Raw genomic sequence first — 15,636 nt, forward strand, 5'->3', positions numbered from 1 at the left:
TGCCGGGCGCACATGAAAAAACCGGCTGAGGAACCAGCCGGTTTTCATATAAAAAAGACGGAAAGGAGAGCGATACGTTTCTATGTGATTACCTTATCATTTTCCGATGCTTCTCATAAGTCAAAATGATGTGTTTTTCGTATATCCTTCGCTTTTTCTAAAATATTAGAAACCCCTTCCCGTTTTTATTATTGGCTGCCGTTCTTCTGGAGAACCTTCAATCCTGTGCCCATATCCGATGCCAGCACATAATTCCGATCTACAAAAACTCCCCAAATGTTTGATCTGCTTGGGATATAGACTCCTATTTCTTCCGGGTTAGATGGATCAGTAATGTCAACTGTTCTAACCCCACCGGAATAATGAGATAAATAAAGGGTATTCCCCTGTACCTTTGGATCATGGACTGTAGCCCCGCCTGGAATCGTTTCCGTAAAATCAGTTCTGAATGTGCTTAAAAGCTTTGGATTTGCTTTATCTTTAATATCGTAAATCATCGTATAACCATATGCTGACTCAAAGCCTTCCCTTTTTGGCCCGAAAACTTCTCTGGTCTCAACTAACACTGTGCCCCCTTTTGCCAAATCCATGGAATGTGCCGCGCCTTGTACATCATTGGCAAAATCCGTTCTTCCCAGATAGACCGGATTTTTGGCATCACTGATGTCAAGCATAATCGTTCCTAAATCCCAATAAGAGAGGAAAGCTGTTTTACCAGTTCCATCTGTTTTCACACTATGGGCAAATGCAGTTCTCTGAATTCCTTCTTCGTCGGTCCAATTATAGCCGTCATAGTTCTCGTCACTTACTTCCGAAATATAGTCGCGTGGATTAAATTCATAAATGGTTTCCGGACTTGCTGGCTTGGACACATCAACAATCGTAACATCCATACTTTCACCATGCGAGTAGTAGTCAGCATAACAATTAGCAGTAAGCACATAAACATTATTTCCCTGGACTGTCAAGTATAGCTCATGAGTTCCTCTCGCTCCTGAAGTATCTTCCCAAAAACCAAGCTCCTTCGGCTTACGGGGATTTGTCACATCATATAAGACAAAACCTCCTTTTGAGTTAGGATCAAAACGGTCCAGCTTTTGCACACTGACAGCAGCCAAGTCACCTTTGAAGTTTTCAGTGTTGACTGTTTTAACAATCACTTTTTCCTGCCAGGTTCCCGGGATATTCGCAAATGCAGCAACTTCTACTGGGTTTGAAGGATCCTTCATGTCAAAAACACGAACACCGCCTGCACCCCCATTTGCTGAATGTGTACCTAGATATGCATAACCTTTGTGAGCATATACATCACCTGTTGAGTTTTTTACACCTTCACTTAATTCCTTAAGCGGAACAGCAGCCACTTCCTGAAGATTACCAGTATTTTTGCTGCCTTCAAGCAAAGGAACTGCTAATTCAACACCAGCCAGGCTATCACCTTTTTCTGCCCCTCCGCCTAATTCATCATGAGCTAAAACTGAGGCTCCACCTGCCGAAAAAACTAAAGCACCTGCCAATGCCGTATGAACTAAAATTCTCTTTTTCAATGTACTTCCTCCCTTAACTAGAATCCACCTATGTAGTCATTCATAATTTTTCTGGGACTCCTATAAATTGAGTGTCCCGAAATGATGTAGTCTTAATATTAATGAAAATTCAGAATTTTTAATATCACCTATATTTCCTAATGTTTCTACATAAATAGACAAGCGTTTTATCTTTCTATTGAACCAGTAAACTTTTAAATATATGAAGTTTTCACTATGGATAACTAGTTTACCTTTATAGCTTTTGACCCTAACTAAAAATAAAAAAACACCTTCCTAATGGAAGATGCCATATATTTATCTTTTGCTTTTAAGCTTTCTTTTTACAGCCGGAACGACGTACCTTTTTACCAAAGTAACACCCTGCTTTACTATAAATGCTTTTATAATTCTTTTTACAACCATCTTATATCCCTCTCTTTCATTCGTACAGCAATTTTGTTTCCTTTACCTTTCCCTTGCGCAGGCTAAACATTGCAAAATAAATAGCCCTTGAATACAAGGGCTTGTGATCGGATTATAAAGGCAAAAGGGCAATCTCTTCTTTTTCTTGTAATTGCTCGATCATCGAATACCATTCCTGTGGCTTCGTTGAAAGTACAGAATAGTACTTAGTCAGGAAATTAACTACTAATTCCGAAGAGACTTCACTAACATTTTCATCAAAAGGCATAAAGCAAAAATCAAGTCCTTTAACGGCTTCACCATCATTCTTCCATGAAGGATGGATATATGGAAAATCAAGCTTTTTATATCCCAGGTGTGACAAAACCTCGCGGCGGACAAACGGATTCATTGGCTTAGCGCCCCCAAACTCATGATCTTCCAGCTGATATGGATCGTAAATCTCCGCAAACATTCCAAATAGCTTTTTTCCGTTTTGCTGGGCAAGCTCATCTAAATCCCTTGAGCGATTTTGTGCAAGAAAGCGGCCCAGGCTCAGTCCTGGACGTCCAATTATAGTAAAATCTGTCATCGCGATGTTCCAATCAGGATAGTATCGGTACTCTGTTGCTCCAACAACATCGCCTTGGTGTACTGCCGCGAATACCCGAATGCCTGGATCCTCCAACGGCTCTTTCCATAATTCAAATTCAAGCACTTCTTCAGGAGGAAAGATTTCCTTCATTAGCTCATGCATTTTTACAAAAAGAGGATCATTAATGCTCGTAATTCTAATATATTCCATCGTTCTTTTCTCCTCTGCCACTCATTGCTTAAATGGGTTTTTCCATTCCATTAGAACTCCGCAGTTAAGCGACTCCTCATCTTCTAAATAATTTTCTACAACGGCCATTGGTGTTCTCCCGCATCTTAACAAAAAAGTGATTACCGGATCTTTCTTCTCTCCTGCCATTATTTTTTGCAAATATTTCTCGGCTGACATTTCCTTCGCTGCTTTATGATACCCAGGCATCCTGCCGCCTCCAAGCAGCCTATCCAGCCCCAGTTGAATAACAACCTGATACATAGCCTGCATCATTAGTTTACCTAATCCGAGCTTACGATACTTGGGGCGCACACTAATATCAACAATATATAAAGTATTTCCACCAGGATTGTGGCTGCGGATATACCCATTATCGGTTATTTCCTCCCATGAATGGTTTGGCTGCAAAGGATCAAAGTCAACAATCAGACCTGTCAACGATCCTACTAATTCGCCATCCACTTCAATGCACAATGCACCTTCTGGGAATAACTCAATATGATTTGTCAGTTGTTCCTTATTCCACCAAAGCTCAGATGGAAAAGGCGGTGGAAAACATTCAGACTGAATTTGAATTAACTCTTCAAAGTCTGCCTTCGTATAGTTCCGAATGGTAACAGGCACCGGCTTTTCAGAATCATAAACATAGAAATCGCTTCTATATGCCATTATTTAACCTTCAATATTCTCTTTTTCCCAGTCTGTGTACAAATCGGTTCTGCGGTCACGCCAGGTCGTTACCGATCCCCGCTCACGCACTTCATATAAAAGGTTTAAATCCAAGTCAGCTGTTACGATCATATCGTCATTCAGCTCGCCTTCCACCATAATCCCTTTAGGCGGGAAAGGAATATCATTGGGTGTTATAACTGCAGCCTGGCCGAAATTGGCACGCATGAAGTCAACGGTCGGTAGGGATCCGATTGTCCCGGTCACTACTACATATACCTGGTTTTCAATTGCACGGGCGTGGCTTGTGTAGCGGACTCGATGGAATCCATGTCGATCATCTGTACAGGAAGGACAGAATATAACGTCTGCACCTTTTGCCTTAGCCATGCGGACGATTTCAGGAAACTCAATGTCGTAGCAAGTCAGGACAGCAATTCTGCCTTTTACTGTATCAAATACCTGCAGCCCTTCACCAGGAGACATATTCCACTCATGAACCTCGGTTGGCGTTATATGCAGCTTGGCCTGCTCTTCAATCCTTCCGTCCGGATAAAATAAATGGGCAACATTATATAAGCGGCCATCCCTGTTAATCACGTGAGTGCCGCCGATGATATGCATATTTGTGTCTTTAGCAAAGGTAGAGAAAAGTGTTCGATATTGCTCAGTAAAACCAGGCAATTCGTTAATCGTCAGACTTGTTCCCTGCTCGCTCCCAATTGACAGAAGCTGTGTTGTAAAAAATTCAGGAAACAAAACAAATTCCGACCCGAACTCCTGGGCTGTTTTAATATAATGCTCACACTGTTTTGCAAAGTCTTCAAATGAACGAATGGTGTGCAGATGATACTGCACAGCGGAAACACGAATTTTCAATGTACTCCCCCTCATCAGCAAGGTTTATAGATGAGTATCACTCTATCTTTAAAAGATTATCAATGATTTTCACTAAAATCACAATACCTTTTTTATCGCTGCCCGAAATTTTTTAATTCACAGTATTTTATTTTACAAACCAGACTTTTTGGATTTTTTTATCCCGTGTTTCATACATCGCTATTGCTTTTATTTCAGGCCCGTTTGATCGTCCTGTAACATACTCATGGTCAATAACAATATTGCCTTTTACCATTCTGGAAAGCAGCTCAGCATGCTGGTTTGGGTTATTTCTGAACAGCTGGCTGTATCTTTCCCTCATTTTATTTTTCCCTGTATATACGATCTCGTCGCCAGGAAAGTGCATCACTACAACATCCTCACTGTACACTTCCAAAAACTCCTCAATATTCTGCTGATTATAGGCATCGAGCTGCTGCTGCGCCAACAATGCTGCTACATCTTCCAAATGGCTCACCGTCTTTCAATAGATTTAATACTATCTTAAGGATTTGCGGTGATATGGTCCAGACCTGGGAAGAAAAAAAGCATTACTGGTAAAAGCAATGCTTTCAGTTTCTATTTTAGAAATTTGCTTAATCCTGTTATAAGACCTACACCTTTTTTAAAATCATTGCTTGCGGCACTGACTACTTTTAAATATAAACTTAAAAGGGAAGCATTTTGCATTTTTAGTTCTGCTACCTCATTTTGAGTATTTTTTAGTTCGGACTTTAATGCTTCCATTTCTTTGATTAAAACGGCAATATCTCCATTTTCAATTTTTTCTCCTGCACTCCCATCAACCGTGCGCTCTGCTTCTGTTACTTGTTCTTCGGGGTTCTTGCGGATTTCTTCCATTAAGTCTTTTAAGGTTTCATCTTTCATTAATTTATTGGCCATTTTAAAAATCGAACCAAAATCGAGGTTTTTCTCATCCTTAATTAAATTTTCAGCCAGTTTTTGAACAGCTTCTGCCTTTTCTTTTTTTACTTTACTAGTATTATTTGATTTATCAAGGTCTGGATTTTTGTCTTCCATCTTAAGCACGCCCTTTCTTTTATTCAGATCTTCCTGATAAACATTTTATGTAACCAAAGCTTGTTGGTAATGGACAAACATCCATTATGGAAGTTTTTCAGGTTATTGCCCATACAATAAAAACCCTGGGAATATGTCCAGGGTTTTAGGGCTGTTCATTTTATCCTTCAATCGGTGCTCCGCACCCTAGTGTACTGCATATTTCTTCCAGAATACCCTCTTGTGAATTTGGAGATAGCAATCCAGCTAACAAGTACACAACTAGTAAGACAACAGCTGTTAAAATTGCTCCAAGACTTAGAGTCATATTTATCCCCCCTTTAAGATCGTTTATAAGGGAACCCTTACGTAGACATGTTATGTTGAAAATTTGGACATGCATAAACTAGTATCATAGACAGGGAAAAAAGGGCGCTGTCCAATAGGGTATAGTCTAGTTCATTCTTTGTGTAAGGGATTTTATTACTAACTTACGCAGGATCTATCGTCAGTTCAGGAAAAGTAATGAATCAAGGGTGTTTATCATTAGCTATTCAGTCATTTCATCAACTTGTGCAAAAAGCTGGCCCCTTGAAAAAGAGCCAGCTGATCATTTATTTTTTCTTCAATTCATTGGATAGAAACTCTACATCTGTTCCCACTATTACTTGAAGGTCAGTTTTACTCAGTTTTATTATGCCTTTTGAGCCAAGCTGTTTTAATTGGGCTTCGTCTATTAATGACATATCTTTTACTTTTAATCGAAGCCGGGTTACACAGTTGTCAATTTCAACAAGATTCTCTTTTCCGCCTAATGCAGTAAGGTAGCGATTTGCTGCTTCAGTATAATTTCCTTTAATAGTAAAATTGTCTTCAAATTCACCTTCTACGTCATCTTCACGTCCTGGGGTTTTCAAGTTCAATTTTATAATCAGGAAGTAGAAGATAACAAAATACAGAAGTGCATAGATGAGTCCTATACCTGCCAGTAATACCGGCTTTTGGGCAATACCAAAGTTCAAGAAATAATCCAGCGCGCCTGCTGAGAACCCAAAGCCGTGGTGTATATCCAGCAAATAAGCGATAGACATTGCGAGTCCTGTTAATAGTGCATGAATGAAATATAAAACAGGTGATAAGAACATAAATGAGAATTCAATCGGTTCTGTGATGCCTGTCAGGAAAGAAGTGAAGGCAAGACCGGCAAGCGCCCCGGCCATAGTCTTTCTTCGCTCCTTTTTAGCGGCAGCAATCATTGCAAACGCGGCTCCAGGCAAGCCGAACATCATGATCGGGAAAAATCCCGCCATAAAAATTCCGGCTGATGGATCTTTAGCAAGGAAGCGCCATAAATCCCCCTTGATGACATCACCGGCTGCATTAGTAAATTCCCCAAACTCAAACCATACAAGTGTATTTAAAATATGATGAAGGCCAATCGGGATTAATAGCCGGTTCAAGAACCCGAAGACACCTACACCCGCAGCACCAGCGCCGATAATCCAATCTCCGATGCTGTTGATTCCTGTCTGCACCGGAGGCCATATATAGCCGAACAGAAACGCAATAGCCAGCATAACAAGTGATGTAACGATTGGAACAAACCGCTTGCCCCCGAAGAAGCCCAGCCAATCCGGCAACTTAATATCATGATATTTATTGTATAATAGCCCTGCCATAATGCCGGAAATAATGCCGCCAAAAACCCCCATATTGATCGTTTCATTTATTGCTGCGGCACCTTCAGTTAAAACAAAAAAGCCAACAGCTCCGGCTAGTGCGGCCGCTCCACTGCCATCCTTCGAGAAACCAATGGCAATCCCAATTGCAAACAACAGGGCCAAATGGCCAAAAACAGCATTACCGGCAGCAGAGATAAACGGAATCCCCAAAAGGTCATCCTGCCCTAACCTCAGCAAAAGCGCAGCCGCCGGCATAATCGCAATCGGAAGCATCAAAGACTTACCAATCTTCTGCAAAAACCCCAACATCCCAAACACCTCTCTCTTTCACAATTTAATAATAATTATGAACAGGCATTCCTTTTTAGTACCAGGCACCACCCGAATTTTGTCGAAAGATTTCAGTGAAAAGAACCTGGTGGCGTTTGCCGCCAGGTTCTTTTTTTCGGATTGCTAGTTTAGTAGAGCAGATATTGCTCGCGTGTTTGATTGAATTGATTTAGTTCTTCCTGCCATTGTGCAGAGATTTTTTCTACTGATTTTCCTTCTTCTATCGCTTCACGGACCCAGCCGTTGCCCATCAGGTTATCAAAGAATGATATGCCTGCACTGTTTTCTGCACGGAATTGGAAGTCTTCCGGATACATATCATGAATGGATTTTACGATGTGAATCCCCGTTTCTACAGGCTTAAAGGAATTACGATTTGTTATATGAATCTGGATACCATGAGAAAGCTTACCAGAGTGCTTTGAAAAGAACGGTGTAAATGAAGCAGCCCTAAATGTTACACCTGGCAATTTAAGATTGTTCAAATGTGCTGACAAGTCATCTGCATTAATAAATGGAGCACCGATTAATTCAAAAGGCTTAGTCGTTCCACGTCCTTCAGATACATTCGTTCCTTCAATTAAGGCCGCACCCGGATAAACCAAAGCCGTTTCTAACGTTGGCATATTGGGAGATGGCATTACAAAAGGAAGCTTGGTGTCATCGTAATACATATTGCGCTTCCAGCCGTTCATTTCAACAACTGTTAAATCAGCCCCAATTCCAAACTCCTTATTAAATAGCTTCGCAAGTTCGCCGACAGTCATCCCATGGCGAAGCGGAATCGCATAATTACCTACGAATGAAGAATATTTCATATCCAGGACAGGCCCTTCAACCTTTGCTCCGCCTTGAGGATTTGGGCGGTCCAGCACGATGAATGGAATATTATTTTCCTTGGCAGCTTCCATGGCATATGCCATTGTGTAAATATATGTGTAAAAACGCGTTCCTACATCCTGGATATCAAATAGAAGGACATCGACATTTTCAAGCATTTCTGGCGTTGGCTTCTTAGTTTGTCCATATAAGCTGTAAACAGGCAGGCCGGTTTTTTCATCGATATAGTATTCAACATACTCCCCTGCCTGAGCGCTTCCACGGACTCCATGCTCTGGTCCATATAAAGCGGTTAATTCAACATCAGGGTCTTTGTGCAAAAGATCCACAATGCTGTTTAGCTCCTGATCAACGCCAGTTGGATTCGTAATCAGGCCGACCCTTTTTCCTTCAATCAGATGCTTTTGCTCATTTAAAAGCACTTCCACACCCAATTCGAACTTTTTATCCTTGCCATTTGCTTTGCCATTTCCATTTTCTGCGAGCACAACGGATAAAGAAGAGAGTACTAGAATCATTGTCAAAAAAGACATAAACCATTTTTTCATTAGATTTCCCTCCCTGTTTGGAAACGATGCCGGACAAATCCCCAAAAAGCCTGTCCGGACCGTTTCGTTGAAAAATTAGCCAAATTCGTTGATATATTCATTATTTCGTTGTTATCTTCCATGCGAAGCACTTATCAATTGATTTTTCGTACAACAAAACCTGCTTAATAGCTCAAACCATGCCCAAATTCATATAAAACATTGCCTTCCACACCTGGAATTGTAACCGGCAACTTACCGGAAGGGTTATTTTTGCCGAAAATGGATGCCGCAGTAGCTTCAAAGCTCGCTGTTCTAAATCCGTATTGTGCGAAGTAAGCATCAACTTCCGGATAAGCCATAATGTCATATGGATTGCGGATACCGACAGCAATAACTGGGGCGTCTGCTGCAGTAATGATCGAGTTAATCATTTGCATCTGAGCACTGTCCGGTGAACGCCCGGATACATTAAAGGTGTAGGATCCAACGATTACTGCGCTGGCACCCTTGATTTGTTGAAGCTGGGCTTCCGTCAAATTATAGGTAGACGTTTGGATAACAGCTGTATTTTCGTGATGCTTACTCACTGCATCCACAAGGCTTGTAATATACGTATTTCCCACGACAACAATCTTATCATCATTTTCAACATTTAAAGGCAATGCTGAACCTTCATTTTTCACTAGTGTAACTGACCGTTCTGCCGCCTCTTTTTCTACTTGTTTATGGTTTTCTGATCCGACAGCCTCAAGTGCATTAGCTATTTTCTCATCAATCGGCTGAGGTGTTTCTTCTTTAATAATTCCCCGTTTAATTTTCAATGTTAAAATTCTTTCAACAGATGCTTCAATGCGTTCCTTAGAGATTTCTCCACTTTCAACAGCGTTCAATAAACCTCCTGCAACTTCTTCCAGACCAACTGGCATTAGCACAATATCAGTGCCGGCTTTTACTGCCCTGATAGCTGCGTCAACTGGTCCAAAGTGGTCTGCAATGGCTTTCATGTTCATCGCATCTGTTGTAATGACGCCTTCATAGCCCATTTCTTTTCTCATAAGCTCGGTCAGCACTTTATAAGAAAGTGTTGCTGGAATTGCGATCTCCTCACCTGTTTTTTGCGAGATCGCTTTTGTATCATCAATTTTAGGGAAAGTAACATGTGCAGTCATAATCGCATCGATTCCCGCTTCCATTCCCTTTTGGAAAGGATACAATTCAACCTCTTTTAGACGTTCCTTATCGTGCGGCACTTCCGGCAAGCCTAAATGTGAATCTACTGCTGTATCTCCGTGTCCCGGAAAATGTTTGGCTGTTGCCGCGACGCCAGCTGATTGCAGTCCTTGTGTGTAGGCTACACCCATTTTTGCCACCAGATCAGGGTCTTCCCCAAAGGAGCGAACACCAATTACAGGGTTATCCGGATTATTATTAACGTCCATAACCGGAGCAAAGTTCATATTAATTCCAAGCGAAGCCAGCTCTTCCCCAATTGCCTTCCCGACTTTGCGGGAAATTTCCTCTGAACGTGTCGCACCTAAAGCCATATTTCCAGGCATATCTGTACCAGATTGAAGGCGTGTAACAATTCCGCCTTCCTGGTCAATTGTCATTAACAGTCCAAACTTTTCAGCAGCTTCTTGATAGTCTGATACAAGTTTGGCTGTCTGCTCTGTTGTAACAACATTTTCACGGAATAAAATAACTCCGCCAAGATGATAGTCTTTTACAAGCTGCTCAATTTCAGGAAGCATTTCCGTTACGTTTTTACCATTCCAATTGCGAAAATCAGGCATTAGCATTTGTCCAACTTTTTCTTCAATCGAAAGTGAGTTAATGGCATGGCCGATGATATCGTAACGATCTCCCTGCCCCTTAATGATGGCTGCTTTTGAAGGTGACTTACCTTTGCCAGCCTCCTTTGAACCCACTTTATAATCAATGGTGATTCTATCTTGAAAATGCCCATCTGTTACACTGATAAAAGTTCTGCCATTCTGTCCAGTAAGTGAAACTTTTCCGTTTTGATCCACTTTTGCGACGTTTTTATTGGAAGACCTCCACTCCATTCCGAAAGAAACACCCATGAAATGCCCTCCTTTAAAAATGTGAAGGGCCTTTAATTGAATATCCCCGCCATTGGCGTCCGTAACAGCTTGGGGAACATTTTGCAGGATAATTAAATCCTTGACTGCACTCTCAGCGGCTGCCTTTTGCGCGGGAGCTCCGATCCAAAGCTGGGATACTGCCAAGGTTAATGCGAGAAGAGAAAGGAAAAATACTTTTCGCGCTTTCTTCATTTTTAACACCTTCCTAACTGCATATTTTCCAAATGCGCTTTTCATTTATTTTCTCCAAATGATGGAAACCTAGTAATTTCTTTTTTGCCAGCCCTCACTTGTAAATGCTGGTTCAATTGTTTCGTTATTAGAAAGCTTTAACTTCACATTATCTACATACCAGCCCCTTCCATTTACAGAGCTGTCTGTCTGATACCGGAATCGAATATGTGTTGTTCCAGCAGGAATCTCCACTTTTTCATTGTTCCAATCGACACTGCTGCCTGTAAATGGCTGGGCTGCTTGAGTCCAATTAACGCCGTCCCTAGAAACTTCAACATAGGCCTTGTCAAAATTAGTTTCAGTTCTGTACCATGTACCGAAGGACAGAACTGCATCATCGGCAACATCCACTTTTGCAGTCAAATTATGCTGCGCTTTATCTCCATATCCTGAGAACCAGGCATCGCCTTTACCAGGGATCGAAACTGGAATCGAATCAGCAACCTGCCTTGCAAAGGCTCTTCTCGCAATATTGGTTGTTACCGTATTGCGTGATGGATGAACACGGTTTGTCAGGAGGATCGCAATTGCTCCGTTATTTCGATTAATAACGATGGAAGTTCCCGTATAGCCAGTGTGCCCAAGTGAATTCCCCTCAGATAGTGCGTCCATAAACCATCCCTGACCGAGCTCCCAGCCAAGTCCGTGGTCGTCGCCTGGGAATTGCGGGATCTGATTTTCGACAAGCATTTTTACCGTTTCTTCTTTTAGAATTTGCTTGCCTCCGTATCGGCCGTCATTCACATACATATGGGCAAATTTCGCAAGATCAGCGGCTGTTGAGAAGACGCCGGCATGGCCTGCCACACCACCAAGTGACCAGGCATTCTCATCATGAACTTCCCCCCATACAAGTCCCCGGTTGATAGCAGGCTGATATTCTGTTGCAGCAATACGGTGTTTCAAGGATTCAGGCGGGTTATACATCGTATCGCTCATGCCAAGCGGCTCTGTAATATGCTCTTTCACAAATTCATCAAGCCTTTGCCCCGATAAACGTTCGACTAGTGCACCAAGCGTAATCATGTTCAAGTCGCTGTATGTATACACTTCACCTGGTTCATTGGCTAAAGGATACTTAAAAACGATCTGCATGCGATCTTCACGGCTGCTGCCCTGGGAATGTAACGGAATCCATGCGGCAAATCCTGAAGTATGGGTCATCAGCTGGCGAATCGTAACACTTTCCTTATCGTTCTCTGCAAACTCCGGAATATATTTTGCTACAGGATCATCGAGCTGAAAGAAACCTTCATCGTATAACATCATGGCTGCTGTAGTTGTAAATATTTTACTGATGGAAGCTAGGTCGAAAATCGTATCTTCTATCATTTCAATCGGACTATTAGCTTCGGTAAATTTATCATCCGTATAACGGTAGGCATATCCGTATGCATCATGTTTTACGATATGTCCCCTTCTTGCTACAAAAGCTACAGCCCCTGGCATAACTCCATCTGTTATCATATCCTCCATAATTGAATCAATTTTATCAAGCGGCTGCTGAACCATTCCCGCTCCGACTGCAGACCCCGGATGAAGAACAGGAGAAACAGGTCCAGGACGATCCCATGCAAAAACTGGATGAATTTTGTATTTCGTAGTCTTTTTATCCTTCATTTCCATTGTTGGCATAACTCCTTCCCCGCCTTGTGCAGATACTGGAAATACTGCCGGAATAAAGAGTGAAGTACTTAGTGCAGCAGAAATCGCAACAAGCAATGATTTTCTTTTCATATTGCCTCCTTTATTATTATGACTTTTGCCCATACAATAACCTCCTTTACATTTGAAAGGGCTTACATTTCATACTTTAAGCTTAATAGAATAAGAGTATAGTCGTCTATACCACATAAGTCCTGTTCTAGTTAAAAATTTCCAATGAAAAGAGTATAATCTAGTTATATTTGACTATTCTGAAAATTTATTATCTAATTCTTTTTCAAAAAAAATTTAACGTTCCTTCCCAATCACATGTCCTTGCTGTTTATTCGCTAAATCTAATGCTTTCTTCGCAGTATTCATTTTTTGCTAAATTCAAAACTTTGTTCGCTAATCTCCAATGTTCATTCGCTTAGATGAGTCTTTTATTTGCAAAGTAACCAATTAGTAGTTGTCTGTACCATGTAAAAAAGCGGAATCCTAATCGGACTCCGCCCTTATCTTTGAAACTGCACATTATGAAGGCTGGCAAAGATTCCGCCTTGCTTGATTAATTCGTCATGTGTCCCTTCTTCTGCTATCCCTTCTTCGGTTACAACGACAACCCGATCAGCATTACGAATGGTCGCAAGTCTGTGGGCAATAACTAAAGTAGTTCTGTCCACGGCAAGATCTGTTAATGCTGTTTGGATAATTTGTTCCGTTTCGGTATCCAATGCGGATGTAGCTTCATCCAGGATGAGAATCGGCGGATTTTTCAAGAACATTCGCGCGATTGCAATCCGCTGCTTTTGGCCGCCCGAAAGTTTTAATCCCCTTTCCCCAATTTGGGTTTCATAGCCAAACGGCAGTGAAGCAATGAAATCTTCCAAATGTGCTTTCTTTGCAGCTTCTGCAATTTGCTGATCTGTTGCTTCAAGCATTCCGTACGCAATATTTTCTTTGAGCGTGCCGGTAAAAAGAAAAACATCCTGCTGGACGATACCAATTTGCGACCTTAATGATTTCTTCGTCAAATCCCTGATGTCCATACCATCTAAAGTGATGCTGCCGCTATTCACATCATAAAAACGGGGGATAAGGGAACATATCGTTGTCTTGCCAGCGCCTGATGGTCCTACAAACGCAACTGTCTCACCCGCTTTAATCTGAAGGTTAATCCTTTCCAGCACTGATTTATGTTTATCATAGCTAAAGGATACTTCATTAAAGCGGATATCCCCTCTTAGAGATGCAACCTCAATCGCATCCTCAGTATCCTCTACTTCCGGCTCTGTATCAATGATCTCTGTAAACCGTTTAAAGCCTGCCATTCCCTTTGGATACAGCTCCATCAGCGCACTGATTTTATCGATAGGTTTTAGCAGGACATTCACGTATAGGACAAAACCTACAAGCTCCCCGTAGGTAAGCTGGCCGCTGAAGCTTAGCCAGGAACCGTACACCAATACAATTAGAGTAATTAATCTTGTCAGCATATAAATGCCCGAAGCGCTAAAACTCATTATCTTATAAGCAGCAAGCTTTGCCAGGCGGAACTTCCCATTGTTCACAGTAAATCTTTTAATCTCATAATTTTCATTTGTAAAAGATTGAACCACACGGACCCCGGAAACACTGTCCTCCACCTGGGCATTAACATCGGCAATTTCACTATACATACGCTTCCATGCCTTATTCATCTTGATGTTGCAAAAAGCAATAAGCCATACCAGAAACGGAAGAACAAATATCGTCACAAGAGCAAGCTTGACGTTAATGGTTAGCATAATCCAAAAAGCACCCACAAACGTCATCACTGCAATAAATAAATCCTCCGGGCCATGATGGGCAAGTTCTCCAATATCCATGAGGTCATTTGTCACCCTGCTCATAATATGGCCCGTTTTAGTATTGTCAAAAAAACGGAATGATTGGCTCTGCACATGCTGAAACAGCTGCTGGCGCATATCTGTTTCAATATTAATCCCAAGCTTATGCCCCCAATAGTTAACAACAAATTGCAATAATGTACTCATCATATATAGAGCCAGAAGGCCGGCACTAACAGAGACAATCATTGACCAATTGCCGCTGGGAAGCAAGCTATCGATAAACCACTGAACCGCTAATGGGAAGCCCAATTCCAGAACTGCCACAATGACAGCTGAACTGAAATCAAGAATAAATAAGCGCTTATGCGGCTTATAATAGGTAAAAAAACGTCGAATCATTGCTGTTCTCCTTTTCTGAATGAATAAGACCGTATCAAGATAAAGCTGTAAAAAAATAACAAGTTAAAAATCGTCCCAGAATTGTCGTATCTGGAACGATTCAAAAATTAAAGCATATAATCCAATTTAAAGTCCTGCCCGCTTATCCTTCTGAAAAGCTCGCCGAATGGGTATCTTCCCGAGGGTTTAATAACTTCATTAATTAAAAACTCACCAAATTCATTGGGCTTATCACTCATGATTGAACCTGTCTTTTGCTCAAATACAGAAGAGAGCATGGCACAGGTTACATCACCCATAAAGTAATTGTGCAGGTAAATCGGGTGGGTGGTATAGTGAATGGTAAACGCCCATGGCGGCTCTTCGCCGAACGGTTCTTCTTTTAGAACGTTCATCTGATTTTTCCAATACACATCATAAATATCTTCCAGGCTGCTTATATCATTTTTATATAAGCTATGGTCAAAGAAGATTCTATTGATCGCCCGTAATGAATTTTGCTTTCGATATTCCTTCAGTTTCTTGAATTGATTCCCTGCACCCATCTCATCGTAAAAGAACTTTTTATAAAATACGGGACTGTATAAAAAGCCCTGGAACAGGTTGGCAATGCCTTCACTGATAATTCCGCTGACACCACGGTTCAGAATTTCCTCGTCAGGATTTAGGAGGAAAGAATGTACGGCATGGCCGGTTTCATGAAGCAATACGCCAT

At 41.4% G+C, this 15,636-nt stretch carries 13 protein-coding genes; all 13 read right to left on the minus strand.

The genetic code is table 11. The features are described 5' to 3' along the window. Positions 1-188: 188 nt before the first annotated feature. The 13 genes from J7I93_RS13865 to J7I93_RS13925 all read right to left on the minus strand — a co-directional run bounded on the left by J7I93_RS13865 (position 189) and on the right by J7I93_RS13925 (position 15,628). Positions 189-1,547, minus strand: a complete 1,359-nt coding sequence (locus J7I93_RS13865) for an LVIVD repeat-containing protein (protein ID WP_214726458.1) — start codon at positions 1,545-1,547, stop codon at positions 189-191. Between the two features lie 517 nt (positions 1,548-2,064). Then, positions 2,065-2,736 (minus strand): GNAT family N-acetyltransferase, encoded by a 672-nt coding sequence (locus J7I93_RS13870; protein WP_214726459.1) that lies wholly within the window; start codon positions 2,734-2,736, stop codon positions 2,065-2,067. Positions 2,737-2,757: 21 nt separating this feature from the next. Beyond that, on the minus strand, positions 2,758-3,426 hold the full coding sequence (locus J7I93_RS13875; RefSeq protein WP_214726460.1) for a GNAT family N-acetyltransferase: 669 nt from the start codon (positions 3,424-3,426) through the stop codon (positions 2,758-2,760). A gap of 3 nt (positions 3,427-3,429) precedes the next feature. Then, positions 3,430-4,305: a carbon-nitrogen hydrolase family protein gene (locus tag J7I93_RS13880; protein ID WP_214726461.1), complete on the minus strand. Its 876-nt coding sequence runs from the start codon at positions 4,303-4,305 to the stop codon at positions 3,430-3,432. Positions 4,306-4,432: 127 nt separating this feature from the next. Beyond that, positions 4,433-4,774: a nuclear transport factor 2 family protein gene (locus J7I93_RS13885; RefSeq protein ID WP_214726462.1), complete on the minus strand. Its 342-nt coding sequence runs from the start codon at positions 4,772-4,774 to the stop codon at positions 4,433-4,435. Between the two features lie 110 nt (positions 4,775-4,884). Continuing rightward, complete coding sequence (locus J7I93_RS13890; RefSeq protein WP_214726463.1) at positions 4,885-5,346, minus strand: hypothetical protein; 462 nt, start codon at positions 5,344-5,346, stop codon at positions 4,885-4,887. A gap of 160 nt (positions 5,347-5,506) precedes the next feature. After that, a complete protein-coding gene (locus J7I93_RS13895; RefSeq protein WP_214726464.1) occupies positions 5,507-5,653 on the minus strand; it encodes a hypothetical protein in 147 nt (48 codons plus the stop codon). A gap of 286 nt (positions 5,654-5,939) precedes the next feature. Then, a complete protein-coding gene (nagE, locus tag J7I93_RS13900) occupies positions 5,940-7,316 on the minus strand; it encodes an N-acetylglucosamine-specific PTS transporter subunit IIBC (RefSeq protein ID WP_214726465.1) in 1,377 nt (458 codons plus the stop codon). Between the two features lie 149 nt (positions 7,317-7,465). Continuing rightward, complete coding sequence (locus J7I93_RS13905) at positions 7,466-8,725, minus strand: exo-beta-N-acetylmuramidase NamZ family protein (protein WP_214726466.1); 1,260 nt, start codon at positions 8,723-8,725, stop codon at positions 7,466-7,468. Between the two features lie 164 nt (positions 8,726-8,889). Continuing rightward, positions 8,890-11,004, minus strand: coding sequence for a glycoside hydrolase family 3 protein (locus J7I93_RS13910; RefSeq protein ID WP_214726514.1), 2,115 nt, complete (start codon positions 11,002-11,004; stop codon positions 8,890-8,892). A 69-nt stretch (positions 11,005-11,073) separates the two neighbouring features. Continuing rightward, complete coding sequence (locus tag J7I93_RS13915) at positions 11,074-12,783, minus strand: serine hydrolase domain-containing protein (RefSeq protein WP_214726515.1); 1,710 nt, start codon at positions 12,781-12,783, stop codon at positions 11,074-11,076. A gap of 422 nt (positions 12,784-13,205) precedes the next feature. Then, positions 13,206-14,921: an ABC transporter ATP-binding protein gene (locus tag J7I93_RS13920; protein WP_214726467.1), complete on the minus strand. Its 1,716-nt coding sequence runs from the start codon at positions 14,919-14,921 to the stop codon at positions 13,206-13,208. Between the two features lie 107 nt (positions 14,922-15,028). Next, the gene (locus tag J7I93_RS13925) at positions 15,029-15,628 is read right to left on the minus strand and encodes a gluzincin family metallopeptidase (RefSeq protein ID WP_214726468.1); all 600 of its coding nucleotides are present in this window, start codon (positions 15,626-15,628) and stop codon (positions 15,029-15,031) included. Positions 15,629-15,636: the final 8 nt, after the last annotated feature.

The sequence above is a fragment of the Bacillus sp. ISL-47 genome (genome assembly GCF_018613175.1).
Classification (GTDB): domain Bacteria; phylum Bacillota; class Bacilli; order Bacillales; family Cytobacillaceae; genus Cytobacillus.

Coding starts and splice junctions, on each gene's coding strand:
- J7I93_RS13870 (WP_214726459.1), bottom strand. CDS start 2,736: ATGGAATATATTAGAATTACGAGCATTAATGATCCTCTTTTTGTAAAA.
- J7I93_RS13875 (WP_214726460.1), bottom strand. CDS start 3,426: ATGGCATATAGAAGCGATTTCTATGTTTATGATTCTGAAAAGCCGGTG.
- J7I93_RS13890 (WP_214726463.1), bottom strand. CDS start 5,346: ATGGAAGACAAAAATCCAGACCTTGATAAATCAAATAATACTAGTAAA.
- J7I93_RS13895 (WP_214726464.1), bottom strand. CDS start 5,653: ATGACTCTAAGTCTTGGAGCAATTTTAACAGCTGTTGTCTTACTAGTT.
- nagE (WP_214726465.1), bottom strand. CDS start 7,316: ATGTTGGGGTTTTTGCAGAAGATTGGTAAGTCTTTGATGCTTCCGATT.
- J7I93_RS13905 (WP_214726466.1), bottom strand. CDS start 8,725: ATGAAAAAATGGTTTATGTCTTTTTTGACAATGATTCTAGTACTCTCT.
- J7I93_RS13910 (WP_214726514.1), bottom strand. CDS start 11,004: ATGAAGAAAGCGCGAAAAGTATTTTTCCTTTCTCTTCTCGCATTAACC.
- J7I93_RS13915 (WP_214726515.1), bottom strand. CDS start 12,783: ATGAAAAGAAAATCATTGCTTGTTGCGATTTCTGCTGCACTAAGTACT.
- J7I93_RS13920 (WP_214726467.1), bottom strand. CDS start 14,921: ATGATTCGACGTTTTTTTACCTATTATAAGCCGCATAAGCGCTTATTT.